Below are 24,612 nucleotides of genomic sequence, written 5' to 3' on the forward strand. Positions count from 1 at the left end.
GGCCGGGACGGGGTACGGCTGCTCGTCTCGCGGGGACGCTCGGTGGCCCACCACACCTTCCTGGAGCTGCCGCGGTTGCTGCGGGCCGGGGACCTGCTCGTGGTGAACACCTCGCCGACGCTGCCCGCCGCCCTGGACGGATTCATGGGGCACGCGCGCGTGGTGGTGCATTTCTCGACCCGGGGCGACGACGGCCGCTGGTCGGTCGAGCTGCGCGAACCCGACGGCTCGGGCAGTACGCGTGCGCGTGCCGGTGGACCGGCGGGTGCGGAGGTGGCCCTTCCGGACGGTGTGCGGCTCGTACTGGAGGAGCCGCTGGGCGAGCGCGGCGTACGCCTGTGGTGGGCGCGGGTGCGGGCGGCCGACGGGTCCGGCGGCGCTGCGGAGGTCCTGGCGCTGCTGCACCGGCACGGGCGGCCGATCCGTTACTCCTATACGGACCGGGACCAGCCGCTGTCCGCGTATCAGACGGTGTTCGCCCTGCCGTCTCCCGGCGGGGCCGGGTCGGCGGAGATGCCCAGCGCCGGGCGGCCGTTCACGGACCGGCTCGTGGCGGAGCTGGTGAGCCGCGGGGTGCAGTTCGCGCCGGTCACCCTGCACACCGGGGTGGCCTCGGCCGAGGCGCACGAGCCGCCGTACCCGGAGCGGTTCGCGGTGCCCGCCGCCTCGGCGCGGCTGATCAACGCGGCGCGGGCCTCGGGCGGCCGGATCATCGCGGTGGGGACGACGGCGGTACGGGCGGTCGAGTCGGCGGCGGACCGCGCCGGGGTGGTGCGCGCGGCGGCCGGCTGGACGGATCTCGTGATCACACCGGAGCGCGGAGTACGGGCCGTGGACGGAATCCTGACCGGTCTGCACGAGCCCACCGCCTCGCATCTTCTGATGCTCACCGCGATAGCCGGAAAGGAGACGGTGGCCTGCGGATATACCGAGGCGGTACGCCGTCTCTACCTCTGGCACGAGTTCGGCGACAGCCACCTCATACTTCCGGACGAGATACGTGACGGTCCGAATTGCTCTGGCAACTCATGGTGAGACTGTTACGTGGTCGATGTGAGCCCGCGCATAGGACCCAGGTCACGTACGAAGGTCCCTAGTTGACCGATATATGCGTCCCCATCGGGGAAAAAAGGGGCGCGAAGGGTAGCCGGAAGAGACCTGATCCACTACCCGGGATAGTACGTCACACCTTTGCTTCGAATTTTTGCGGCCGCTAAGAATGGCTCCCGTCGCTCGGCGCCGTGGTCACCACCGCGGCGCCCTTTGCTGGAGTCCCTGTCCGGTCCGGCATCGGAAACGCGAGCGGTATCCGCTAATTCGAAGAGGTCCATCAATCATGTCCCAGCACAGCACCCCTGGTCATAAAGCACTGACCAAGAGCCAGAAGATCTCGATCGCCGGAGTCGCCGCACTCGGCGCCGCCGCCCTCGCGTTCTCGTTCGTGCCGGGCAATGACCAGACCGCGCAGGCCTCCGACGTACCCGCCTCCTCCGTGGCCTGGTCCACGGACACGGCCAAGACCGTGCAGGCCGGCGTCAGCAAGCAGCAGGCCGCCACCGCGGACAAGGCGGAGGCCGCCGTGACCGCCGCGAAGCAGAAGGCCGAGGCGGACGCCAAGGCGAAGGCCGAGGCCGCGGCCAAGGCCGCCGAGGCGAAGGCCAAGGCGGACCGCGAGGCCAAGGAGCGCGCCGCCCGCGACGCCGCCCGCAAGCCGGTCTACGCCAACAACCTGGACGGCTGGATCCGCCAGTCCCTCGACATCATGAAGTCGAAGGGCATCCCCGGCACGTACGACGGCCTGCACCGCAACATCATCCGCGAGTCGGCCGGTGACCCGCGCGCCATCAACAACTGGGACATCAACGCCCAGAACGGCGTGCCCTCGATCGGCCTGCTGCAGGTCATCAAGCCGACCTTCGACGCGTACCACGTCGAGGGCACCGCGCACGACCAGTACAACCCGGTCGCCAACATCGTCGCCGCCGCCAACTACGCGGCCGACCGCTACGGCTCGATCGACAACGTCAACAGCGCCTACTGAGCGGCTCGCAGCTGAGCCGCTGAGCGGCTGAGGACCTCATAGCGCCGAAGGGCGGCACCCCACTCGGGGTGCCGCCCTTCGTTGTCGTACGCGGCCGGTCTCCGGAGTACGGGACCGGCCGCCCGCGTCACTTGCGCATGACCTCGGGCTCGTGGCGGCGCAGGAAGCGGGCCACCAGGAAGCCGCACAGGACGCCGAGAACGATCAGCGCGCCCATGTCCAGGAACCAGGACAGCGCCTCGTGGTCCCAGAGCGGGTCGGTGCTGCCCGGGTCGTCGGTGTTCGGGTTGATCTTGTTGAAGTCCAGGGTCGTACCGGCGGCGGCCACGGCCCAGCGCGACGGCATCAGGAACGAGAACTGATTGACGCCGACCGTGCCGTGCAGGATGAACAGGCAGCCGGTGAACACCACCTGGACGATCGCGAACATCACGAGCAGCGGCATGGTCTTCTCGGCGGTCTTCACCAGCGAGGAGATGACCAGGCCGAACATCATCGCGGTGAAGCCGAGCGCCATGATCGGCAGCGAGAGCTCCAGGAGCACCGAACCGCCGAGGATCAGGCCCTCGTCGGGCAGCTCGCGGCTGGCGAAGCCGATCGCGCCGACCATCAGGCCCTGCAGCACGGTGATGGTGCCGAGCACGATGACCTTGGACATCAGGTACGCGGACCGGGACAGGCCGGTCGCGCGTTCCCGTTCATAGATGACCCGTTCCTTGATCAGCTCACGGACCGAGTTGGCGGCGCCCGCGAAGCACGCGCCGACCGCGAGGATCAGCAGGACCGTGGTGGCCGTGCCGTTCGGGACGTGCAGGCCGGTCTGCGGGTTCACCGTCGGGTTGACGAGCAGGCCCTTGTCCGGGTCGATCAGCAGGCTGACCGCGCCGAGCACGGCGGGCAGGATCACCGTCAGGGCCAGGAAGCCCTTGTCGGACGCGATGACGGAGACGTACCGCCTGATCAGGGTGAACAGCTGCGAGCCCCAGCCCTGCGGCTTGGGCGGTCGCATCGCCTGCGGCTGCGCCATGTACTGCTGCGAGTGCTGCTGGGGGGCGACGGCGTCGATGTCCGCGGCGTACATCTGGTAGTGCTGCGAGCCCTTCCAGCGGCCCGCCCAGTCGTACTCGCGGTAGTTCTCGAAGGCGGAGAAGACATCGGCCCAGGTGCTGTAGCCGAAGAAGTTGAGCGCTTCCTCGGGCGGACCGAAGTACGCCACCGCGCCGCCCGGCGCCATCACCAGGAGCTTGTCGCAGATCGCCAGTTCGGCCACGGAGTGCGTGACGACGAGGACCGTACGGCCGTCGTCCGCGAGGCCGCGCAGGAGCTGCATGACATCGCGGTCCATGCCCGGGTCGAGGCCCGAGGTGGGCTCGTCGAGGAAGATCAGGGACGGCTTGGTGAGCAGTTCGAGGGCGACCGAGACGCGCTTGCGCTGGCCACCGGACAAGGACGTGACCTTCTTGTCCTTGTGGATGTCGAGCTTCAGCTCGCGCAGCACCTCGCCGATGCGCTGCTCGCGCTCCTGCTCGCTGGTGTCGGCGGGGAAGCGCAGCTTGGCCGCGTACTTGAGTGCCTTCTTGACGGTCAGTTCCTTGTGCAGGATGTCGTCCTGCGGGACCAGACCGATGCGCTGCCGCAGCTCGGCGAACTGCTTGTAGAGGTTCCGGTTGTCGTAGAGGACATCGCCCTGGTTCGCCGGGCGGTAGCCGGTGAGCGCCTTGAGCAGGGTCGACTTTCCGGATCCTGAGGGGCCGATGACGGCGACCAGGGACTTCTCCGGTACGCCGAAGGAGACGTCCTTGAGGATCTGCTTGCCGCCGTCGACGGTGACCGTGAGGTGCCGGGCCGAGAAGGAGACCTCACCGGTGTCGACGAACTCCGAGAGACGCCCGTCGACCAGGCGGAACGTGGAGTGGCCGACGCCGACGATGTCGCTCGGGCCGATCGCCGCGGAGCCGGACTTGGCCAGCGGCTGACCGTTGACGTACGTGCCGTTGTGCGAGCCGAGGTCGCGGATCTCGAAGCGGCCGTCGGGGGTCGCGTGGAACTCGGCGTGGTGGCGGGAGACCTGGAGGTCGGAGACGACCAGCTCGTTCTCCAGGGCACGGCCGATGCGCATGACATGGCCGAGCGCCACCTGGTGGAACGAGGTGGGGCTGCGGTCGCCGTGCGCGGGCACGGCACCGCCGGGCTGCTGCTGGGGGGCGTGCGGTTGCTGCGCCTGGTGCGGTACGTGCTGCTGTTGCGGCTGTTGCTGTTGGTGCGGCTGTTGCTGTTGGTGCTGCCACGCCTGCTGCTGTTGCGGCTGCTGCTGTTGTTGCTGAGGGACGTGCTGCTGTTGCTGCCAGTCGGGAGCACCCTGCTGCGGGTACTGGGCCGGGGCCTGCTGGGCGTGGGCCTGTGCGTGGGCCTGCTGGGCGTGGGCCTGCTGGTGCGGGGTGGCGCCGGCCGCTGCTCCGGCCGCTGCGAGGCTGAGGCGCGGCCCGTCGGTGGCGTTGCCCAGGTGTACGGCGGAGCCGGGGCCGATCTCCATGTGCTGGATCCGGTGCCCCTGCACGAACGTGCCGTTGGTGCTGCCGTGGTCCTCGACCACCCAACTCCGGCCGCCCCAGCTGATCGTGGCGTGCCGCCAGGACACCCGGGCGTCGTCGATCACCACGTCGCCGCCCGGATCACGTCCGAGCGCGTACGGCCTGGACGGATCGAGCGTCCAGGTTTGTCCGTTCAATTCAAGTACGAGTTCCGGCACTCCAGCCCCACTACGTAGTCCCCCGAGCTAGCCCCCGTCTTGGGGAGTCTAGGGATGTCGAACATCGTGGGGAACTATTTCAGGCTCGGCCCACTGTCCGAAAGTCGGGCCTCGGCAAGGGCGTCCACGGGGACGCGGCGCAGTACGGACTCCACTGGACGTACCGGGTGAACAGCGACGTACGAGTGGCAGACCGTGTGTACGCCCCCATACGCCCCGGCTCCGGCGGCCGGTCCGCCGTGCCGGCCTTCGCTTCTGTGTCCGCCAACCGGGACACCAGTTCGCGTGGCACGCGGTGCCGGATACCGTGGGAGCACCATGAGCGCATCGCAGCCCCGTCACACCGCTGACGTACCCACCCTCCTCGTCAAGATCTTCGGCAAGGACCGGCCCGGCATCACCGCGGGCCTTTTCGACACCCTCGCCGCCTTCTCCGTTGACGTGATCGACCTGGAGCAGGTCGTCACCCGTGGCCGGATCGTCCTGTGCGCGCTGGTCACCGCGCCCGCCGCCGGGTTCGAGGGCGAGCTGCGGTCCACGGTGCACAGCTGGGCCGACTCCCTGAAGATGCAGGCCGAGATCATCTCCGGCACCGGCGACAACCGGCCGCGCGGCGAGGGCCGCTCGCATGTCACGGTGCTCGGGCACCCGCTGACCGCCGAGTCGACCGCCGCGATCGCGGCCCGGATCACGGACACCGGCGGCAACATCGACCGGATCTTCCGGCTCGCCAAGTACCCGGTCACAGCGGTGGAGTTCGCCGTTTCCGGCACCGAGACCGAGCCGCTGCGCACGGCGCTCGCCATAGAGGCCGCCGTACAGGGCGTGGACGTCGCCGTCGTCTCGGCGGGACTGCACCGGCGGGCCCAGCGCCTGATCGTGATGGACGTCGACTCGACGCTCATCCAGGACGAGGTCATCGAGCTGTTCGCGGCGCACGCGGGCTGCGAGGACGAGGTCGCCGAGGTGACGGCGGCGGCGATGCGGGGCGAGCTGGACTTCGAGCAGTCGCTGCACGCGCGCGTGGCGCTGCTCGAAGGGCTCGACGTCTCGGTCGTGGACAAGGTCAGGAGCGAGGTCCGGCTGACGCCCGGCGCCCGCACCCTGATCCGTACGCTGAAGCGCCTCGGCTACCAAGTGGGCGTCGTGTCCGGCGGGTTCACCCAGGTCACGGACGACCTCATGGACCGGCTCGGCCTCGACTTCGCGCAGGCCAACACCCTGGAGATCGTCGACGGCAAGCTGACCGGCAAGGTCACCGGCGAGATCGTCGACCGTGCGGGCAAGGCGCGGCTGCTCCGCCGGTTCGCCGCGGAGGCCGGGGTTCCGCTGGAGCAGACGGTCGCGATCGGCGACGGTGCGAACGACCTGGACATGCTGAACGCCGCGGGTCTCGGGGTCGCGTTCAACGCCAAGCCGGTGGTGCGCGAGGCCGCGCACACGGCGGTGAACGTGCCGTTCCTCGACACCGTTCTCTATCTCCTCGGGGTCACCCGGGAAGAGGTGGAGCTGGCGGAGACGCACGACGACTGACGCGTACGAGGCGACTGACGCGTACGAAGGGCCCGGCACCTGGTGTGTGCCGGGCCCTTCGCGGTGAACGGGCTTCACGGGGACGGGAGTTGGCCGGTGACCGCGGCTGGGCGTCACCGGGGCCGCCGGGACTGCTCCGGGCGGCCTGCCGGGGTCACTCGTGCGGCGCCCAGTAGTCGAGCAGCGTCGCGGTGCCGGGCTCCAGGCCCTTCCAGGAACCGGCGTACGACAGGACGGCGAAGGCGGAGGTCGGGAAGCCGCGGTGCATCCGCTCGAGGGCGTCGCCCTCGGAAGCGTCCGCGAGGACATCGACGAGGTGCCGCACTCCGGGGTTGTGGCCGATCAGGAGGACGTTCGACACGTCGTCCGGCACTTCGTTGAGCACGGCGATCAGCTCGCCGGGGGACGCGTCGTACACGCGCTCTTCGTAGACGGTCTTCGGGCGGTGCGGCAGCTGCGGGGCGGCGAGCTTCCATGTCTCGCGGGTCCGCGCGGCGGTCGAGCAGACCGCCAGCTCGAATTCGATGCCGGAGTCGGCCAGTCTGCGGCCGGCGACGGGGGCGTCCTTGCGGCCGCGCTCGGCGAGCGGTCGCTCATGGTCGGACACCTGTGGCCAGTCGGCCTTCGCATGCCGAAGGAGCACAATCCTGCGGGGTGTATCGACGCTCATGCGTCCCAGCTTCGCACGAAACGTGCCACGGGGCGCAGGGAGTTGACATGCTCCGCACGCACGGGTGACCGGCGGTGGAAGTGCTGCGGAATGTCTGCGGAACGACCCGGCGCGAACCTCAGAACGGCAGCGCCTGACGCAGCTGTGCGAGAACGTCCGCGACCGGTGACGCTCCTGTCGCGACCTGGGCGTCGGACGGGTGGAGCACCAGGGCGAGCAGCACGACGAAGGCGGCCGTGGGCAGGGCGACCGCCCACCACGGCAGTCTCGCCGCGATGCCGCCCGTGGGTCGTGGGGCGGACCTGGTGTGTGCTGGGGCCGACATGTCGCCTCCGCGCTGTTCGATGCCGTGCACCGCTGTCTCGCGGCACATCTCGAACCTACGGAATCCGGCGGGCGCGGCCTATCCGGTGATCCACCCACTTACCCCTGACACACGCCCCCTAGGGGATGGGGGGACAACCCCACCCCCGGACGTCCAAGAGCCCGGTCACGGACTCTCGTGACCGGGCTTCGGCAGGCTTCAACGGGTGCGCATCGGGGGCCTCGGTGGCGGGTGCGTCTCCGGAGCCTTCAGCGGCTGCGGGGCCCCGGTGCACGGCTCGGGACGCGGCTCAAGGTGAGACGACGGAGGCGATCACGCCGATGACGACGGTGATGGCCAGCATCGCGCCGAGCACGGCGAGGAACTTCTTCTGGCCGTTCTGGGGATTCGGTTCGAGGACGGGCATGGCGCCAGTCTCGCACCCTTTGACCGGTCTGCTCACGGCGGGGTCGGGGCTCACCCCGACCCCGCGACGCCGGTCACGCTCGGGCGGCCGCCGCGCGCTCGCGGTCCGCCAACTCCTGCTCCACGGTGCGGTCGCGGCCCGCGAGGACACCGACCACGAGCTGCGGTACGAGCAGTCCGCTCATGAGCGCGATGGGCAGGCCCCAGCCGCCACTGTGCTGGTAGAGGACACCGACGAGGAGCGGCCCCGGAATGGACAGGAGGTAGCCCGTGCTCTGCGCGAAGGCGGAGAGCTTGGCGACGCCCGCACCGGTACCCGCGCGCATGCCGACCATGGTGAGGGCCAGCGGGAACGAGCAGTTGGAGACGCCGAGCAGTACCGCCCACACCCACGCGCCCGCGGCCGGGGCGAAGAACAGGCCCGCGTACCCGATGAGTCCGCACAGGCCGAGGGCGACCGCGATCGGACCCTGGTTGCGCAGCCGTCCGGCCACGCGCGGGATGACGAAGGCGAGCGGCACACCCATCGCCATGGTCACGGCGAGCAGCACGCCCGCGGTGGAGGCCGGAACGCCCGCGTCGCGGAAGATCTGCGGCATCCAGCCCATGGTGATGTACGCACCGGTCGCCTGGAGTCCGAAGAACACGGCGAGCGCCCAGGCCGTACGGCTGCGGGTGATACGGAGCCCGTCACCGGCGGCCGCAGCGGCGGCACTGTCGGACGTGGACTCGGCCGACGCCTCGGTGGCCGTCTCCGCACCCACCGAAGCACCCACCGGAGTGCCCGTCGAAGCACCCGCCGAAGCACCCGCCGTGCGGCGCCGCTCGCGGGCCACCGGGAGCCAGGGCAGGACGGCGGCGGCGGCGAGCAGTGCCCAGACGCCGAGCCCGATCTGCCAGTCGCCGCCGAACGCGCTGGTCATCGGCACCGTGATGGCGGCCGCGAGGGACGTGCCGAGGGCGAGCGCCATCGAGTAGAGGCCGGTCATGGTGCCGATCCGGTCCGGGAACCAGCGCTTGACGATCACCGGCATCAGGACGTTGCTGACGGCGATGCCCATGAGGGCGAGCGCGCTCGCCGCGAGGAAGCCGGGCGTACCTCCCATGAGGGGGCGGATCGCGAGGCCCGCGGTGATCGCGGCCATACCGGCGCAGACCACGGCGGCAGGACCGAAGCGACGGGCGAGGCGCGGCGCCATCACACCGAAGACGGCGAAGCACAGCGGCGGCACCGAGGTGAGGACACCGGCGACGCTGCCGCTCATGCCGAGGCCGTCGCGCACCTCTTCCAGAAGTGCGCCGAGGCTGGTGATGGCGGGGCGCAGGTTGAGGGCGGCGAGGACGATGCCGACGATCACCAGTCTCGTGGTCCACGCGCGCGTGGTGGGCGGTTCGGCCGCGTTCCGCGGGTCCGCCGTACGCGGTGGGGACTGGGTCGTCGTCTGGGTTTCCTCAACTGCCATGCGAGCCATCATAGAATGATGGGATGAATGCTCGCGCCCTCCCCGCGGAGTTGCCCGGGTCACTCGGATCACACCGGGTGCCCGGATCACTCGGTCCGCCCGGATCGCTCAGGCCGCCCGGGGCACTCGGATTCCTCGTACGAAACACGGGGACCCTAGGATCCGGGCGACGCCCGGTCCTGCCGGGCGGTGTTCACGGTCCTGGCGGCGCCACCTCTCCCGGTGGCGGCGCCACCTCTCCCGGTGGCGGCGCCACCTGCTCCGACAAGTCCGGACGGTCCCACGCCGCCCGCCCGCCTAAGGAAGCCTCATGCCCCTGACGTCCCCCCGGCGTTCGGCCCTCGCCGACCAGGTCATCGCCGAGCTGCGGAACCAGATCACCTCGGGTGAGTGGCCGGTGGGCGGCCGCATCCCCACCGAGGCCGAGCTGGTCGAGCAGCTGGGTGTGGCACGGAACACGGTCCGCGAAGCGGTACGGGCGCTCGCCCACAACGGCCTGCTCGACATCCGGCAGGGCTCCGGCACGTACGTGGTGGCGACCAGCGAACTGGCCGGGGTGATGCACCGCAGGTTCGCCGACGCCGACCCGCGCCACATCGCGGAGCTGCGCTCGACGCTGGAGTCGACGGCCGCGAAGCTCGCCGCGGAACGCCGCTCGGAGCGGGAGCTGAAGCAGCTCGACGCCCTCCTCGTACGCCGCGAAGAGGCCTGGCAGGAGCGCGACCGGGACGCGTTCATCGAGGCCGACGCGACCTTCCACCAAGCCGTGGTGTCGGCGGGGCACAACGATGTGCTCACGGCCCTGTACGCCGACCTCGGCGAGGTCCTGCGCGCCTGGCTGCGGGACGACGTGGGCGAGGAGCTGACCCCGGAGAACAACATGGACCACACCCGCCTTGTCGACGCGATCCGCGGGGGCGACGCGGACACGGCCGCCGCGGAAGCCGCCGGGTACCCGTTCCTGTGCCGCACGGAACGGTTCGACGAGCACGGCACGCGCGCGTAGTGACGGTTTTCGTCAGCACGCACGCGTGGTGACGGTTTTCTCCCCGTGACCGGCACGCGCACGTGGCCCCCGTGACCGGCACGCGCACGTGCCCCCCGTACACGTAAGAACCAACACTCACCGCGTATGCGTGACCCAGGCCGAGCCGACTTCCTTCCAGCAGCGGCCCGTGAGCCGGATCGTCATCGCCGGGCCCGTCGCCACGCGCGTGCTGTCGGAGTCGAGGTCCCACCAGCGCACGCACTCGATGTGCAGGGCGACCCGGTCGGTCTCGGGGTAGGGGTTGTGGCAGTACGCGACGACCTGCGAGCCCTCCTGGTGGGTGCGGCACTCGGCGCCGAAGGGCCGTTCGGGCGGGGCCGGAGCCGGGGCCGCGGCCTCGGCCGGCGCGGGCTGCGAGGCGGCCTCCGTGGGCAGCACCACGGGCAGCGGGACGAGCAGGGCGAGACCGGCGAGTAACGAGGGCAGGCTGTGTGGTCTGCGCACCAGGAAGACCTCCTCGGCCGTACTGCGACGGGCCGTCGGGCCGTCGCTGCTGCACCACAAGGGGGATGTCGGTCTCGAACTCGCTTCCAGAGTGCGCGATTTGAGCTGGTGGCGCCCGGTCGAGGGGGCCGAACGGGCGACGCCCCGCTCCCCGCGCGGTGCGGGGAACGGGGCGTCGTCGGCGTAGCGGCGTACCGCTGCAGAAGTGACCGAAGGGACCGAAAGGTCAGGCGCCGATCGCGTGCAGGCCGCCGTCGACGTGGACGATCTCGCCCGTGGTCTTCGGGAACCAGTCCGAGAGCAGGGCGACGATGGCCTTGCCGGTCGGCTCCGGGTCGGTCAGCTCCCAGTTCAGCGGGGAGCGGCTGTCCCAGACGGAGGCCAGGTCGGAGAAGCCCGGGATGGACTTCGCGGCCATGGAGCCGAGCGGGCCGGCCGAGACCAGGTTGCACCGGATGCCCTCGGGGCCGAGGTAGCGCGCCATGTACCGGTTGGTCGCCTCCAGGGCGGCCTTGGCCGGGCCCATCCAGTCGTACTGCGGCCAGGCGAACTGCGCGTCGAAGGTCAGGCCGACCACCGAGCCGCCGCCCGCGCCGGAGGCGCTGTCATATGCAGGCATGAGCGGCTTCAGCGCCATGGTCAGCGACTTCAGCGAGTACGCCGAGACGTGCATGGCCGTCGACACCGACTCGAAGGGGGTGTCGAGGAAATTGCCGCCCAGGGCGTCCTGCGGGGCGAAGCCGATGGAGTGCACGATGCCGTCGAGGCCGCCCAGCTCGGCGCGGACCTTGTCGGCGAGGCCGGCCATGTGCTCGTCGTTGGTGACGTCGAGCTCGATGACCGTGGTCGGCTTCGGGAGCTTCTTGGCGATGCGCTCGGTCAGCGTCGGCCGGGGCCAGGCGGTGAGGATGATCTCCGCGCCCTGCTCCTGAGCCAGCTTCGCGGCGTGGAAGGCGATGGAGGACTCCATCAGCACACCCGTGATCAGGATGCGCTTGCCCTCGAGAATTCCGCCGGTGTTAGTCATCGGTGTCAGTGCCCCATGCCCAATCCGCCGTCAACGGGGATGACGGCTCCAGTGATGTACGAAGCGTCGTCCGAGGAGAGGAACCGCACGGTCGCGGCGATCTCCTCGGGCTGCGCGTAACGGCCGAGCGGCACCTGTCCGACGATGCTCTTGCGCTGTTCGTCGCTGAGCGCCTTCGTCATGTCGGTGTCGACGAAGCCGGGCGCGACGACGTTGAACGTGATGTTGCGCGAGCCGAGCTCACGGGCCAGGGAGCGCGCGAAGCCGACCAGGCCGGCCTTGGACGCGGCGTAGTTGGCCTGTCCCGCGGAGCCGAGGAGGCCGACGACCGAGGAGATCAGGACGACACGGCCCTTCTTGGCGCGCAGCATCCCGCGGTTGGCGCGCTTCACGACACGGAAGGTGCCGGTGAGATTGGTGTCCAGGACGCTGGTGAAGTCGTCCTCGGACATCCGCATGAGGAGCTGGTCCTTGGTGACGCCGGCGTTGGCGACGAGGACCTCCACGGGACCGTGCTTCTCCTCGATCTCCTTGTAGGCCTGCTCCACCTGTTCGGCGTCGGTGATGTCGCACCGGACGGCCAGGAAGCCCTCCGGCGGCTCACCCGAGCGGTATGTGATCGCGACCTTGTCGCCGGCATCGGCGAACGCGCGGGCGATGGCGAGGCCGATGCCCCGGTTGCCTCCGGTGACGAGAACCGAGCGGCTCAACGGATCACCCTTTCCCTAGCAGTCTGGTACCCCAGCAAACTATCGGTAGCTTCCGCGATACGGAGAATCGGTCCCCGACAGCCCCTCGGAGCGGTGACTGTCGGATTCCTACAGACAGCGCTGGCACGCCGCCCCGCTCGCGCGACATGATCGGACCGTCCGTCACCGGGCCCGTCGCCGGGCCCGTCGCCACCGGGTACCGGACACCGACAGCAGTCGACAGGAGACATTCGTGGATCGTTCCATCGACGCAGCGTTCACGGCGCTGCCGCTGCGGGCGCTCGCCGACGCGGCGCTCGCCCGTGCCCGCGCCCTGGGCGCCGAGCACGCCGACTTCCGCTTCGAGCGGGTGCGCAGCGCCGCCTGGCGGCTGCGGGACGCCCGCCCCTCCGGTTCGTCGGACACCACCGACCTCGGCTACGCGGTACGCGTGGTGCACGGCGGGACCTGGGGTTTCGCCTCCGGCGTCGACCTCACGATGGACGCCGCCGCGAAGGTCGCGTCGCAGGCCGTCGCCATGGCGAAGCTGTCGGCGAAGGTGATCGCGGCGGCCGGTTCCGACGAGCGGGTCGAGCTGGCGGACGAGCCGGTGCACGCGGACAGGACGTGGATCTCCGCGTACGAGATCAACCCCTTCGACGTGCCGGCCGAGGAGAAGGCGGGGCTGCTCGCCGAGTGGAGTGCGCGGCTGCTCGGCGCCGAGGGGGTGGCGCATGTCGACGCCTCGCTGCTCACCGTGCAGGAGAACAAGTTCTACGCCGACACCGCGGGCACCGTCACCACCCAGCAGCGGGTCCGCCTGCACCCGGAGCTCACGGCGGTCGCCGTGGACGAGCGCAGCGGCGAGTTCGACTCGATGCGCACCATCGCGCCGCCGGTCGGGCGCGGCTGGGAGTACCTGACGGGCAGTGTGTGGGACTGGGACGCGGAGCTGGCGCGGATCCCGGACTTCCTGGCCGAGAAGATGCGCGCGCCGAGCGTCGAGGCGGGCCGGTACGACCTGGTGGTGGACCCGTCCAACCTGTGGCTGACGATCCACGAATCGATCGGCCACGCAACGGAGTTGGACCGCGCGCTCGGCTACGAGGCGGCGTACGCGGGCACGTCCTTCGCGACCTTCGACCAGCTCGGCAAGCTCAAGTACGGCTCCGAGATCATGAACGTCACGGGTGACCGCACCGCCGAGCACGGGCTCGCGACGATCGGGTACGACGACGAGGGCGTGGCGGGCCAGTCCTGGGACCTGGTGAAGGACGGCACCCTGGTCGGCTACCAGCTGGACCGGCGGATCGCGAAGCTCACCGGCTTCGAGCGGTCCAACGGCTGCGCGTACGCCGACTCCCCCGGGCACGTGCCGGTGCAGCGGATGGCGAACGTCTCGCTCCAGCCGGCGCCCGAGGGTCCGTCGACGGACGAGCTGATCGCCGGGGTGGACCGGGGCATCTACGTGATCGGTGACCGCTCCTGGTCCATCGACATGCAGCGCTACAACTTCCAGTTCACCGGCCAGCGCTTCTTCAAGATCGAGAACGGCCGGCTCGCGGGCCAGCTCCGCGATGTCGCGTACCAGGCGACGACGACCGACTTCTGGGGCTCGATGGCCGCGGTCGGCGGCCCGGAGACGTACGTACTCGGCGGCGCCTTCAACTGCGGCAAGGCCCAGCCGGGCCAGGTGGCCTCGGTCTCCCACGGCTGCCCCTCGGCCCTCTTCCAGGGCGTGAACATTCTGAACACCACGCAGGAGGCGGGGCGATGAGGAACCGGTTGCACCGGACCACTCCCGGCTGGGGGTCCGGGGGTCGTCCCCCGGGCAGGCACAGTCTCGACACGACGCAGGAGGCGGGGCGATGAGCGCTCGTACGAACAAGCCGCACGAGATCGTCGAGCATGCCCTCGAACTGTCCCGGGCCGACGGCTGTGTGGTGATCGCCGACGAGGAGTCGACCGCGAACCTGCGCTGGGCCGCGAACGCCCTGACCACCAACGGCGTCACGCGCGGGCGCACCCTCACCGTGATCGCGACCGTCGACGGCGCGGAGGGCACCGCGTCCGGCGTGGTCTCGCGGTCGGCGGTGACGGCGGACGACCTCGCGGACATCGTGCGGGCCGCCGAGGCGGCGGCACGCTCGGCCGGGCCCGCCGAGGACGCGCGGCCGCTGGTCTCCGGAGGCGAGGCGTCCGCCGACTTCACCGAGGCGCCCGCCACGACCTCCTCCGAGGTGTTCGCCCGGTTCGCGCCCGCGCTCGGCGAGGCCTTCGCACGCGCGCGCGGGGGCGGACGCGAGTTGTACGGCTTCGCCAACCACGAGATGACGTCCAGCTACCTGGGTACGTCGACGGGGCTCCGGCTCCGCCACGACCAGCCGAACGGCACCCTTGAACTGAACGCCAAGTCCCCTGACCGCACCCGCTCGGCGTGGGCGGGCCGGGCCACCCGGGACTTCACCGACGTGGACCCGGCGGCCCTGGACGCGGAGCTCGCGACCCGCCTCGGCTGGGCCGAACGCCGCGTCGAGCTGCCCGCCGGGCGGTACGAGACGCTGCTGCCGCCGAGCGCCGTGGCCGACCTGCTGATCTACCAGTACTGGTCGTCGGGCGCGCGGGACGCCGTCGAGGGCCGCACCGTGTTCTCCACGCCCGGCGGCGGGACGAGGCTCGGCGAGAAGCTGTCGGAGCTGCCCCTGACGCTGCGCAGCGACCCGCGCGAACCGGGCCTGGAATCCGCCCCGTTCGTCCTCGCGCACTCCTCCGGCGACGACGCCTCGGTCTTCGACAACGGACTGCCGCTCGGCCCCACGGACTGGCTGCGCGACGGCGCGCTCACCCACCTGCTGAGCACCCGGCACAGCGCGGACCTCACCGGTCTGCCGCTCGCGCCGAGCGTCGACAACCTGATCCTGGACGGCGGCGGGGAGCGGTCCCTGGACGAGATGGTCGCGGCCACGGAGCGGGGCCTGCTGCTCACCTGCCTCTGGTACATCCGCGAGGTCGACCCGGCGTCACTGCTCCTGACCGGCCTCACCCGGGACGGCGTGTACCTGGTGGAGAACGGCGAGGTGGTGGGCGAGGTGAACAACTTCCGCTTCAACGAGTCGCCGGTGGGCCTGCTCGGCCGGGTCACGGAGGCGGGACGTACCGAGAAGACGCTGCCGCGCGAGTGGGGCGACTGGTTCACCCGGGCCGCGATGCCGCCGCTGCGGGTGGCGGACTTCAACATGAGCTCGGTCAGCAAGGGCGTGTGAGCCACGCGCGGGCGTGCGTCGCGGGTTCCGGTGCGATGCGGGGCGCACGCCCGCGTGGCTCTGGCGGGGAGTTATCCGGTTCGGCCCGCGCTCGCGCCCCCATAGACTGGGCGCGCAGCGGCCCGTTCTGCGGCCGACCTTCGCTTCGAGGAGACACAGGATCGTGACGGACATCGTCGACGAGCTGAAGTGGCGCGGCCTTTTCGCCCTGTCCACTGACGAGGACGCCCTGCGCAAGGCGCTCGCGGACGGTCCGATCACCTTCTATTGCGGCTTCGACCCGACGGCGCCGAGCCTGCACGTGGGGCACCTGGTGCAGGTGCTCACCATGCGCCGGCTCCAGCAGGCGGGGCACCGCCCGCTTGCCCTGGTCGGCGGCGCCACCGGCCAGATCGGCGACCCGAAGCCGACCGCCGAGCGCACGCTGAACTCGCCGGAGACGGTCGCGCTGTGGGTGGAGCGGGTGCGCTCGCAGATCCGGCCGTTCCTGGACTTCGAGTCCGGCGACAACGCGGCGACGATGGTCAACAACCTGGACTGGACGGGCGGCATGTCCGCCATCGAGTTCCTGCGCGACATCGGCAAGCACTTCCGGGTCAACAAGATGCTGACCAAGGACTCGGTGGCCCGCCGCCTGGAGTCCGACCAGGGCATCAGCTACACCGAGTTCAGCTACCAGCTGCTTCAGGGCATGGACTTCCTGGAGCTCCACCGGCGGTACGGCTGTGTGCTCCAGTCCGGCGGCTCCGACCAGTGGGGCAACCTGACGGCGGGCCTCGACCTGATCCACCGCCTGGAGCCGGAGGCCTCGGCGCACGCCATGGCGACGCCACTGATGACGAAGTCGGACGGCACCAAGTTCGGCAAGACCGAGGGCGGCGCGGTCTGGCTGGACCCGGAGCTGACGACGCCGTACGCCTTCTACCAGTTCTGGCTGAACGTCGACGACCGCGACATCTCGACGTACATGCGCATCCTCAGCTTCAAGTCGCAGTCGGAGCTCGAGGAGCTTGAGAAGGTCACGCAGGAGCGGCCGCAGGCGCGTACCGCGCAGCGCGCGCTGGCCGAGGAGCTGACCACGCTTGTGCACGGTGCCGACGAGTGCGCCGCCGTGATCGCCGCGTCCAAGGCGCTGTTCGGCCAGGGCGACCTGGGCGAGCTCGACGCGGCCACGCTGAGCGCGGCGCTCTCCGAGGTGCCGCACACGCAGGTGACCGAACTCGGCCCGGTCGTCGACCTGTTCGCCGAGGTCGGCCTGGTGGCCAGCAAGTCCGCCGCGCGCCGCACGGTGAAGGAGGGCGGCGCGTACGTGAACAACGTGAAGGTCGCCGCCGAGGACGCCGAGGCCGTACGCGAGCAGCTGCTGCACGGCCGCTGGCTGGTGCTGCGCCGGGGCAAGAAGAACCTGGCGGCCGTCGAGGTCGTCGACGCCTGAGCGAGCATGACGAGGGGCCGGTCCCGTCGCGGGACCGGCCCCTCCTGTCTGCCGTCAGGCTCAGGTGACCTGCTGCTTGCCACCTTTCATCGCCTTGTAGGCCATGTCGCCGAGGAAGACGAGCACCAGCGCGGCGACGATCTGCAGCGCGTGCCGGCCCCAGTCGATGCCCCTCGTCTCGGCGATGCCGAAGCCCGACGCGAGTGAATTGCCGACGACGCCGCCGATGATGCCGAGCACCGTGGTCAGCCACAGCGGCATGTGCTGCTTGCCGGGGAGAATCGCCTTGGCGAGGATGCCCAGCACGAATCCCACGATGATCGCCCACAACCAGCCCATGGCTGCCTCCTCATACGGCTCGGTGAGCAGTTTCCGACAGTCTCGGCCCTGCGGCGGAAGCGCGCATTTCGGGACGATCACTCCCCGCCCAGGAGGCGCCGACCCGGTCTCGTCGGGCGAGGCTCGCGGGCGTACCGTAGAACGTGTTCAAGTCGGGACGGACCGGTGCGGTCGGCGGGGTGGTGGGACACGATGCGGAAGCAGCATGGCGATGTCGAGGTCTTCCGGATCACCGGGGCCAGGCAAGGTCTCGCCGACGATGTGCGCGGCCGGCAGCGCCGCTATGTGATCTCCATGTCCGTACGGACCGTCGCGGTGATCCTCGCGGCCGTGCTGTGGAACGTCGAGCGGCACGTCGCGATCGTCGCCCTCGTCCTCGGTGTACTGCTCCCCTACATCTCCGTGGTGATCGCCAACGCGGGCCGGGAGAACGCCCCTTCGCTGCCGTCCACGTTCGTGCCCACGCCGGTACGGCCGATGCTGACGAAGGCGCCGGAGGCCGACGCGGACCGACAGCCGGACGCGGAGCGGGCGTCGGCGCGGGCCGACCAGGCGGCGCGGGACCGGGCGGCGGACCAGGGCTGAGCTGCGGCGGGACCCGAAGCTCAAGAAAAGCTCAGATCAATCACGTAGTTCCGGTGCACCGCACGGGGTCCCCCGTGACATACTTCGTACGCGCTCCGCATCCCCCGTCGGAGCGACAGACCGACGCCGGGCAGCTCCCCCCGTGGCTGCTCGGCGTCGCCTTTTCCGCGTTGTCTAGGGTTGGGCCGTGATCCTTCCCGGTACGCCTTCCGAATCCCCCGCCACTCCGCAGTGCTCCGCCAAGGGCTGTCGCGCCGACGCGGAGTGGGTGCTTGCGTGGAACAACCCGAAGCTGCACACGCCCGAGCGCCGTAAGACGTGGCTCGCTTGTGAGGAGCACCGCGAGCACCTGTCGAAGTTCCTGGGTGTGCGGGGATTCCTCAAGGACGTGGTGCGCCTCGCGGACTGGCAGGACTCGGCCCCGTAAGGCTGAGTACGGCTACGGTCAGCCGCCGATGGCCGACATGGGGCGGGCGGGCTGCAGGAACGTCGGGTCGTCCAGGCCCGAGCCCGCCTTCTTGCCCCACATGGCCTGCTTCCAGATCCGGGCGATGGCCTCGTCGGAGCCGTCCTCGCCGTCGGAGCGGAGGGCGGCGCGCAGGTCGGTCTCCTCGGTGGCGAAGAGGCAGGTGCGGACCTGGCCGTCGGCGGTGAGCCGGGTGCGGTCGCAGGCGGCGCAGAACGGGCGGGTGACGGAGGCGATGACGCCCACGGTGTGCGGGCCGCCGTCCACGATCCAGCGCTCGGCCGGGGCGGAACCGCGCTCCTCCTGGCCCTCCTCGGTGAGCGTGAACCGGGTGCGCAGGGACTCCAGGATGTCACCGGCGGTGATCATGCCGTCGCGCTTCCAGCCGTGCTGGGCGTCCAGGGGCATCTGCTCGATGAACCGCAGTTCGTAGTCGTGCTCGACGGCCCAGGCCAGGAGGTCGGGGGCCTCGTCGTCGTTGAGGCCCGGCATCAGGACCGAGTTGACCTTCACCGGGGTCAGGCCCGCCGCGCGGGCGGCGGCCATGCCGTCCAGGACGTCATGGTGGCGGTCGCGCCGGGTGAGGGTCTTGAAGACGTCCGGGCGGAGCGTGTCCAGGGAGACGTTGACCCGGTCGAGGCCCGCGGCCTTGAGGGCTTCGGCGGTGCGCTTGAGCCCGATGCCGTTGGTCGTCAGGGACATCTTGGGGCGGGGTTCCAGGGCGGCGCAGCGCTCGACGATGCCGACGAGGCCGGGGCGGAGCAGCGGCTCGCCGCCCGTGAACCGGACCTCGGTGATGCCGAGCTGTGTGACGGCGATCCGGACGAGGCGCACGATCTCGTCGTCGGTGAGCAGGTCGGGCTTGGCCAGCCACTGCAGTCCCTCTTCGGGCATGCAGTAGGTGCAGCGCAGATTGCACCGGTCGGTCAGTGAGACCCGCAGGTCGGTGGCCACGCGGCCGTAGGTGTCGATGAGCATGTCGGCCCCCTCCCTGTTGATCACTGTCGTCCTGATCACTGCTGTTCTGATCACTGCTGTTCTGATCACTGCTGGCTTCGAGCCTACGTGACGGCTCTGACAGTGACACCGCCCCGATCCCACGAGGAGCGGCGCGGCCGCGTCGTAGGGATCTACGACGCGGCCGCTACCAGCAACGATCCGTCTCAGTGCGCTCCGGTACCGGTGAGCGAGCGCACTTCGAGTTCCGCGTACTTTCCGATGTCGGGCTTCTCCTTGGAGAGCACCGTGCCGAGCCAGCCGAGCAGGAAGCCCAGCGGGATCGAGATGAGGCCCGGGTTCTCCAGCGGGAACCAGTGGAAGTCGACGTCCGGGAACATCGACGTGGGCTTGCCCGAGACGACCGGCGAGAACAGCACGAGGAGTACGGAGGAGCCGAGGCCGCCGTAGATCGACCACAGGGCGCCCTGGGTGGTGAACCGCTTCCAGAACAGGCTGTAGAGGATGGTCGGCAGGTTGGCCGACGCGGCGACCGCGAAGGCCAGGGCGACGAGTCCCGCGACGTTGAGGTCGCGGGCCAGGGCGCCGAGCGCGATGGAGACGATGCCGATGCAGACGGTCGCCCAGCGGGCCGCCCTGACCTCTTCCTTCTCGGTGGCCTCGCCCCTGCGGATGACGTTGGCGTAGATGTCGTGCGCGAAGGACGACGAGGACGCGAGCGTCAGACCGGCGACCACCGCGAGGATGGTGGCGAAGGCGACCGCGGAGATCACGGCCAGCAGGATCGCGCCGCCGGTCGAGTCACCACCGCCGCCGATCTCCAGGGCCGCGAGCGGTGCCGCCGTGTTGCCCGCCTTGTTGGACGCGGTGATCACGTCCGGCTTGAGCAGGGCCGCGGCGCCGAAGCCGAGGACGATCGTCATCAGGTAGAAGGCGCCGATGATGCCGATGGCCCAGTTCACGGACTTACGGGCGGCCTTCGCCGTGGGCACCGTGTAGAAGCGGATCAGGATGTGCGGCAGGCCCGCGGTGCCGAGGACCAGGGCGATGCCGAGCGACAGGAAGTCCAGCTTCGAGGTGGGCGTGGCCCCGTACTTGAGGCCTGGTTCGAGGAAGGCCGCGCCGTGGCCGCTGTTGTCGGCAGCCATGCCGAGCAGGTCCGAGACGTTGAAGTTGAACTTCAGCAGGATCAGGAAGGTGATCAGGAGGGTGCCGCCGATCAGCAGCACCGCCTTGACCATCTGCACCCAGGTGGTGCCCTTCATGCCGCCGATGGTGACGTACACGATCATCAGGACGCCGACGAGGGCGACGACGCCGATCTTGCCCTCTTCGGTGGTGATGCCGAGCAGCAGCGAGACCAGGACGCCCGCGCCCGCCATCTGCGCGAGCAGGTAGAAGATCGACACCACGATGGTGGAGGCGCCGGCGGCGGTACGGACGGGGCGCTGCCGCATCCGGTACGCAAGCACATCGCCCATCGTGAACCGGCCGGAGTTGCGCAGCGGTTCGGCGACCAGGAGCAGCGCGACGAGCCAGGCGACGAGGAAGCCGATGGAGTACAGGAAGCCGTCGTAGCCGAACAGGGCGATGGCGCCCGCGATGCCGAGGAACGACGCGGCGGACATGTAGTCGCCGGAGATGGCGAGGCCGTTCTGGAAACCGGTGAACTGGCGGCCGCCGGCGTAGAAGTCGGCGGCGCTCTTGGTCTGCTTGCCGGCCCAGACGGTGATGCCGAGGGTCGCGAGGACGAAGAGGCCGAACAGCGTGATGATCAGCGGCTGGTGCTCGCTGACCGCGGAGTCCGCGAGGACTGTGGTCTCGGCGGCCTGGACTGCCTGGAACACGGGCTGGCTCATGCTCCGGCCTCCATACGGGACTTGATCGCCTCGGCCTTGGGGTCGAGCTTGGCCGCGGCGTGCCGCGAGTACAGCCAGGCGATGACGAACGTGCTGACGAACTGCAGGAGCCCGAAGACGAGGGCGACGTTGATATTGCCGAACAGCTTGGTGCCCATGAACCCGCCCGCGTAGTTCGAGAGCAGGACGTACAGCAGGTACCAGGCGATGAACGCGATCGTCAGGGGGAAGGCGAAGGAGCGGTGCGAACGGCGCAGTTCGCCGAATTCCGCACCCTTCTGCACCTCGACGAAAGCCTCCGTCGTAGGCGTCTCGGGACTGTTCTGTGAACCGCCCTTCGACGGTGGTGGTGCATCGGTGGCCACGGATTCTCCTAGCGACACGGGGCGTTGGTCTGTTGACTCACGACCTGCGGTGACAAGTGAGCAGGATCACGCGGGCCGGATGGCGATGCTAGGCCCACCGACACGTGATCCAACAGGGGTCGATGCAGGCTTCACCCAACCGAAACCGCACAGCGGCGCGCCCGTGGCATCTCAACTCCCCATCTTTCTACGGGAAGTCGTTGCCGGTCAGGGAGGTGCGACGCTACGTTCAGGCCTGCGCTTCGCGCCAAGTGACGCCCGAACACGGCTTGTGTTCGGGCTCTTTGTTCACGGATGAAGTGGAGACCCCATGACTCATCTGCGCTCCAGACGCCGTCGCCTCGCCGCGCCGGTCGGACTGGCCCTCGCGCTGTCGACGGCGACGCTCGGGCTGCTGCCCGGCGCCGCGGCCGCAGCTCCTCAGGGAGGCGAGGTCAGCGCCCAAGTAGCCGTGGACGCCCCCAAGTTGGCGTATGTGGTCAACACGAAGGTGGACGCCGACACGATCGCGTCGGTGCGCAAGGCGATCGCCGCGGCCGGCGGCACCGTGGTCATCGCGTACGAGCGCATCGGCGTCATCGTCGTGCACTCCGCGAACCCGGACTTCGGCAAGGAGATACGCAAGGCGCGCGGCGTGCAGTCGGCGGGCGCGACCCGGACCTCCCCGCTGGAGGCGGCGGGCACCACCGAGGTCGGCGCCCCTCAGTACGTCGACGCGCCCGCCGCGAGCACCAAGGCGACCGCCGCGGACGCGGAGCCGATGGAAGCCGACCAGTGGGACCTGCGCGCGATCGGCGCCGACAAGGCCGCGAAGATCAACCCCGGCAGCTCCAAGGTGACGGTCGGCGTGATCGACACCGGGGTGGACGACACGCACCCGGACCTCGCCCCCAACTTCTCCGCGTCGCAGTCCGCGAGCTGCGTCGGCGGCAAGCCGGACACCTCGCCCGGCGCCTGGCGTCCCGAGAAGCCGGAGCACTACCACGGCACGCATGTGGCGGGCGAGATCGCCGCCGCGCGCAACAACATCGGCGTCGCGGGTGTGGCCCCGGGTGTGAAGGTCGCGGGCATCAAGGTGGCGGACCCGGTCAGCGAGCTGTTCTACCCGGAGAGCGTGGTCTGCGCCTTCGTGTTCGCCGCCGACAAGGGCATCGAGGTCACCAACAACAGCTACTACGTGGACCCGTGGCTGTACAACTGCCTGAACGACCCGGACCAGAAGGCCATCGTCGACGCGGTCAACAGGGCCCAGCTGTACGCCCAGCGCAAGGGCACCCTCAACCTGGCCTCGGCGGGCAACTCCAACCACGACCTGGCCTCGGACGCCATCGTGGACGACTCCTCGCCGGACGACTCCACCCCGGTGGAGCGCACCATCGACCCGAGCGAGTGCTTCGACCTTCCCACCCAGCTCCCGGGTGTGGTGACGGTCAGCGCGAGCGGCGACAAGAACCTCAAGTCGTACTACTCGACGTACGGCAAGGGCGTGGTCGACATCGCGGCGCCGGGCGGCGACAAGTACCAGATCCCGGACACCCCGTCGAAGAACGGGCGGATCCTCTCCACCATGCCGGGGAACCAGTACGGCTGGGCGCAGGGCACCTCGATGGCGTCGCCGCACGCCGCCGGTGTGGCCGCACTGCTGAAGTCCACGCACCCGAAGGCCGACGCTGCGGAGCTGCAGCGGCTCCTCAAGGTGCAGGCGGACAACCCGGGTTGCCCGACCGAGCCGTACGACCCTGACGGCGACGGCAAGGTCGACGCGGTCTGCGAGGGCGGCGACAACCTGAACGGCTTCTACGGCTTCGGCATCGTGGACGCGCTTGACGCGGTCCGCGAGTAGCCCTTCCCACACACGCGCGCGGGCCGTCCGGTACGTCAACGGGCGGCCCGTTCCCGTGTGTTGTGCTGTCATGGGCGCGTGAATGTCGACGACACGATGTGCCCGCCCGCCGTCGCCCAGGCCTGGGCCGCGCTCGGCGGCGCCCCCGAGCTGCTGCCCCTGGTGTCGTACGAGGGGTACGCGCGGGGGCTGCTCGCCGCCCGGCTCCCGGTGCTCGACCTCGCGCGCGCGTGCGTGGCGGTGTGTTCCCTCGCGGCGGCCGAGTACGCGGGGCGGGGCGGCCCGGTGCCGCGGGTGCGGGTGGACGACGGGGCGGTGGCGACGGCCTTCGTGAGCGAGCGGCACCTGCGCGTGGACGGGCGGGCGCCGAGCATGTTCGCGCCGCTGTCCCGGTTCTGGCGTACGACGGACGGCTGGGTGCGCACGCACGCCAACTACCCGCACCACGAAGCCGCGTTGCTCGCCGCACTCGGACTGCGCGAGGACCGGGTCGAGCCGGTCGAGCGGGCGCTCGCGAAGTTGCGGGCCGTCGACGTCGAGGAGCGCGTGTACGCCGCGGGCGGGCTCGCCGTGGCGCTGCGTACGCGCGCGCAGTGGGCCGCGCACGCGCAGGGCGCCGCGGTGGCTGCCGAGCCGTTGGTGCACCGGGAACGGCTCGGAAATCGTGCACCACGCGCGCGTGGTGGGCGTCTGCGCGTACTGGACCTGACCCGGGTCATCGCGGGCCCGGTCGCCACCCGCACGCTCGCCCTGCTCGGCGCGGACGTGCTGCGCGTCGACGCGCCGGGCCTGCCCGAACTCGCCGACCAGCACGCGGACACGGGCTTCGGCAAGCGTTCGGCGCTGCTCGACCTGGCGCGTCCGACGGACCGTACGACGTTCGACGAGCTGCTCGCGGACGCCGACGTGGTGGTGACCGGGTACCGGCCGGGCGCCCTCGACCGGCTCGGCCTGAGCGCCGAGGAACTGGCCGCGCGCCGCCCCGGCCTGGTCGTGGCGCAGTTGTCGGCGTGGGGCGAGGCCGGGCCCTGGGCGGGGCGGCGCGGCTTCGACAGCCTGGTGCAGGTGGCCACCGGCATCGCGGACGCCGAGCGGGATTCGGGGGC

23 protein-coding genes are annotated in these 24,612 nt (G+C 70.4%); 11 read left to right on the forward strand and 12 right to left on the reverse strand.

Annotated elements, in window-relative coordinates; all coding sequences use genetic code 11:
• Together GUY60_RS13045 and GUY60_RS13050 are read left to right on the forward strand one after the other, a co-directional pair.
• Positions 1 to 1,035: S-adenosylmethionine:tRNA ribosyltransferase-isomerase (locus GUY60_RS13045; protein ID WP_161697170.1), on the forward strand; the 1,035-nt coding region annotated here is incomplete at its 5' end.
• A gap of 301 nt (positions 1,036 to 1,336) precedes the next feature.
• Positions 1,337 to 2,041, forward strand: a complete 705-nt coding sequence (locus GUY60_RS13050) for a transglycosylase SLT domain-containing protein (protein ID WP_161697172.1) — start codon at positions 1,337 to 1,339, stop codon at positions 2,039 to 2,041.
• Positions 2,042 to 2,168: 127 nt separating this feature from the next.
• Here GUY60_RS13050 and GUY60_RS13055 read toward each other — a convergent pair whose 3' ends face one another.
• Positions 2,169 to 4,790 (reverse strand): ABC transporter ATP-binding protein/permease, encoded by a 2,622-nt coding sequence (locus GUY60_RS13055; RefSeq protein ID WP_161697174.1) that lies wholly within the window; start codon positions 4,788 to 4,790, stop codon positions 2,169 to 2,171.
• A 318-nt stretch (positions 4,791 to 5,108) separates the two neighbouring features.
• On the opposite strand from GUY60_RS13055, the gene serB reads away from it, so the two are divergent.
• On the forward strand, positions 5,109 to 6,323 hold the full coding sequence (gene serB / locus GUY60_RS13060) for a phosphoserine phosphatase SerB (RefSeq protein WP_161697176.1): 1,215 nt from the start codon (positions 5,109 to 5,111) through the stop codon (positions 6,321 to 6,323).
• 154 nt (positions 6,324 to 6,477) lie between these two features.
• On the opposite strand, the gene GUY60_RS13065 is transcribed toward serB, so the two are convergent.
• From GUY60_RS13065 to GUY60_RS13075, 4 genes are all read right to left on the reverse strand, one after another.
• Complete coding sequence (locus GUY60_RS13065) at positions 6,478 to 6,993, reverse strand: SixA phosphatase family protein (protein WP_161697178.1); 516 nt, start codon at positions 6,991 to 6,993, stop codon at positions 6,478 to 6,480.
• Positions 6,994 to 7,111: 118 nt separating this feature from the next.
• A complete protein-coding gene (locus GUY60_RS13070) occupies positions 7,112 to 7,318 on the reverse strand; it encodes a hypothetical protein (RefSeq protein ID WP_161697180.1) in 207 nt (68 codons plus the stop codon).
• Positions 7,319 to 7,607: 289 nt separating this feature from the next.
• Complete coding sequence (locus GUY60_RS39485; RefSeq protein WP_281368446.1) at positions 7,608 to 7,724, reverse strand: SGM_5486 family transporter-associated protein; 117 nt, start codon at positions 7,722 to 7,724, stop codon at positions 7,608 to 7,610.
• Between the two features lie 73 nt (positions 7,725 to 7,797).
• Positions 7,798 to 9,198: a CynX/NimT family MFS transporter gene (locus GUY60_RS13075; protein ID WP_161697182.1), complete on the reverse strand. Its 1,401-nt coding sequence runs from the start codon at positions 9,196 to 9,198 to the stop codon at positions 7,798 to 7,800.
• A gap of 298 nt (positions 9,199 to 9,496) precedes the next feature.
• On the opposite strand from GUY60_RS13075, the gene GUY60_RS13080 reads away from it, so the two are divergent.
• Positions 9,497 to 10,192, forward strand: a complete 696-nt coding sequence (locus tag GUY60_RS13080; RefSeq protein ID WP_161697183.1) for a FadR/GntR family transcriptional regulator — start codon at positions 9,497 to 9,499, stop codon at positions 10,190 to 10,192.
• Between the two features lie 117 nt (positions 10,193 to 10,309).
• Here the strand turns inward: GUY60_RS13080 and GUY60_RS13085 are convergent, their stop codons facing one another.
• The 3 genes from GUY60_RS13085 to fabG form a co-directional block, all read right to left on the reverse strand.
• Positions 10,310 to 10,681: a hypothetical protein gene (locus GUY60_RS13085; RefSeq protein ID WP_188132464.1), complete on the reverse strand. Its 372-nt coding sequence runs from the start codon at positions 10,679 to 10,681 to the stop codon at positions 10,310 to 10,312.
• A 223-nt stretch (positions 10,682 to 10,904) separates the two neighbouring features.
• On the reverse strand, positions 10,905 to 11,705 hold the full coding sequence (gene fabI / locus GUY60_RS13090; RefSeq protein ID WP_161697187.1) for an enoyl-ACP reductase FabI: 801 nt from the start codon (positions 11,703 to 11,705) through the stop codon (positions 10,905 to 10,907).
• Positions 11,706 to 11,710: 5 nt separating this feature from the next.
• Entirely contained in the window at positions 11,711 to 12,415 is a 705-nt protein-coding gene (fabG, locus tag GUY60_RS13095; RefSeq protein WP_161697189.1) for a 3-oxoacyl-[acyl-carrier-protein] reductase, read from the reverse strand.
• A 232-nt stretch (positions 12,416 to 12,647) separates the two neighbouring features.
• Here fabG and GUY60_RS13100 point away from each other — a divergent pair, with 232 nt between their 5' ends.
• From GUY60_RS13100 to tyrS, 3 genes are all read left to right on the forward strand, one after another.
• Positions 12,648 to 14,171, forward strand: a complete 1,524-nt coding sequence (locus tag GUY60_RS13100) for a TldD/PmbA family protein (protein ID WP_161697191.1) — start codon at positions 12,648 to 12,650, stop codon at positions 14,169 to 14,171.
• A 91-nt stretch (positions 14,172 to 14,262) separates the two neighbouring features.
• Entirely contained in the window at positions 14,263 to 15,657 is a 1,395-nt protein-coding gene (locus GUY60_RS13105; RefSeq protein WP_161697193.1) for a metallopeptidase TldD-related protein, read from the forward strand.
• Positions 15,658 to 15,820: 163 nt separating this feature from the next.
• The gene (gene tyrS, locus GUY60_RS13110; protein ID WP_161697195.1) at positions 15,821 to 17,092 is read left to right on the forward strand and encodes a tyrosine--tRNA ligase; all 1,272 of its coding nucleotides are present in this window, start codon (positions 15,821 to 15,823) and stop codon (positions 17,090 to 17,092) included.
• 60 nt (positions 17,093 to 17,152) lie between these two features.
• Here tyrS and GUY60_RS13115 read toward each other — a convergent pair whose 3' ends face one another.
• Positions 17,153 to 17,431 (reverse strand): GlsB/YeaQ/YmgE family stress response membrane protein, encoded by a 279-nt coding sequence (locus GUY60_RS13115; RefSeq protein WP_161697196.1) that lies wholly within the window; start codon positions 17,429 to 17,431, stop codon positions 17,153 to 17,155.
• Positions 17,432 to 17,623: 192 nt separating this feature from the next.
• Here GUY60_RS13115 and GUY60_RS13120 point away from each other — a divergent pair, with 192 nt between their 5' ends.
• Positions 17,624 to 18,016: a DUF3099 domain-containing protein gene (locus GUY60_RS13120; RefSeq protein ID WP_161697198.1), complete on the forward strand. Its 393-nt coding sequence runs from the start codon at positions 17,624 to 17,626 to the stop codon at positions 18,014 to 18,016.
• Positions 18,017 to 18,203: 187 nt separating this feature from the next.
• Entirely contained in the window at positions 18,204 to 18,443 is a 240-nt protein-coding gene (locus tag GUY60_RS13125) for a hypothetical protein (RefSeq protein ID WP_161697200.1), read from the forward strand.
• 18 nt (positions 18,444 to 18,461) lie between these two features.
• Here the strand turns inward: GUY60_RS13125 and moaA are convergent, their stop codons facing one another.
• From moaA to GUY60_RS13140, 3 genes are all read right to left on the reverse strand, one after another.
• Entirely contained in the window at positions 18,462 to 19,460 is a 999-nt protein-coding gene (gene moaA / locus GUY60_RS13130; RefSeq protein WP_188132462.1) for a GTP 3',8-cyclase MoaA, read from the reverse strand.
• A 185-nt stretch (positions 19,461 to 19,645) separates the two neighbouring features.
• The gene (locus GUY60_RS13135) at positions 19,646 to 21,298 is read right to left on the reverse strand and encodes a monocarboxylic acid transporter (protein WP_188132463.1); all 1,653 of its coding nucleotides are present in this window, start codon (positions 21,296 to 21,298) and stop codon (positions 19,646 to 19,648) included.
• Positions 21,295 to 21,663, reverse strand: a complete 369-nt coding sequence (locus tag GUY60_RS13140; protein ID WP_161697204.1) for a DUF485 domain-containing protein — start codon at positions 21,661 to 21,663, stop codon at positions 21,295 to 21,297. Before GUY60_RS13140 ends, GUY60_RS13135 begins: the two co-directional genes overlap by 4 nt.
• A 310-nt stretch (positions 21,664 to 21,973) precedes the next feature.
• On the opposite strand from GUY60_RS13140, the gene GUY60_RS13145 reads away from it, so the two are divergent.
• A complete protein-coding gene (locus GUY60_RS13145; protein ID WP_161697206.1) occupies positions 21,974 to 23,506 on the forward strand; it encodes a S8 family peptidase in 1,533 nt (510 codons plus the stop codon).
• 96 nt (positions 23,507 to 23,602) lie between these two features.
• On the forward strand, positions 23,603 to 24,612 hold a 1,010-nt coding region (locus GUY60_RS13150), incomplete at its 3' end, for a CoA transferase (RefSeq protein ID WP_161697210.1).

This window comes from Streptomyces boluensis, assembly GCF_009908195.1.
GTDB classification, from domain to species: domain Bacteria; phylum Actinomycetota; class Actinomycetes; order Streptomycetales; family Streptomycetaceae; genus Streptomyces; species Streptomyces boluensis.

Bases quoted from the DNA above. Each gene is read 5' to 3' on its own strand.
- GUY60_RS13050 (WP_161697172.1), top strand. From the start codon at position 1,337: ATGTCCCAGCACAGCACCCCTGGTCATAAAGCACTGACCAAGAGCCAG.
- serB (WP_161697176.1), top strand. From the start codon at position 5,109: ATGAGCGCATCGCAGCCCCGTCACACCGCTGACGTACCCACCCTCCTC.
- GUY60_RS13065 (WP_161697178.1), bottom strand. From the start codon at position 6,993: ATGAGCGTCGATACACCCCGCAGGATTGTGCTCCTTCGGCATGCGAAG.
- GUY60_RS13070 (WP_161697180.1), bottom strand. From the start codon at position 7,318: ATGTCGGCCCCAGCACACACCAGGTCCGCCCCACGACCCACGGGCGGC.
- GUY60_RS39485 (WP_281368446.1), bottom strand. From the start codon at position 7,724: ATGCCCGTCCTCGAACCGAATCCCCAGAACGGCCAGAAGAAGTTCCTC.
- GUY60_RS13075 (WP_161697182.1), bottom strand. From the start codon at position 9,198: ATGATGGCTCGCATGGCAGTTGAGGAAACCCAGACGACGACCCAGTCC.
- GUY60_RS13080 (WP_161697183.1), top strand. From the start codon at position 9,497: ATGCCCCTGACGTCCCCCCGGCGTTCGGCCCTCGCCGACCAGGTCATC.
- fabI (WP_161697187.1), bottom strand. From the start codon at position 11,705: ATGACTAACACCGGCGGAATTCTCGAGGGCAAGCGCATCCTGATCACG.
- GUY60_RS13105 (WP_161697193.1), top strand. From the start codon at position 14,263: ATGAGCGCTCGTACGAACAAGCCGCACGAGATCGTCGAGCATGCCCTC.
- GUY60_RS13115 (WP_161697196.1), bottom strand. From the start codon at position 17,431: ATGGGCTGGTTGTGGGCGATCATCGTGGGATTCGTGCTGGGCATCCTC.
- GUY60_RS13120 (WP_161697198.1), top strand. From the start codon at position 17,624: ATGCGGAAGCAGCATGGCGATGTCGAGGTCTTCCGGATCACCGGGGCC.
- moaA (WP_188132462.1), bottom strand. From the start codon at position 19,460: ATGCTCATCGACACCTACGGCCGCGTGGCCACCGACCTGCGGGTCTCA.
- GUY60_RS13135 (WP_188132463.1), bottom strand. From the start codon at position 21,298: ATGAGCCAGCCCGTGTTCCAGGCAGTCCAGGCCGCCGAGACCACAGTC.
- GUY60_RS13145 (WP_161697206.1), top strand. From the start codon at position 21,974: ATGACTCATCTGCGCTCCAGACGCCGTCGCCTCGCCGCGCCGGTCGGA.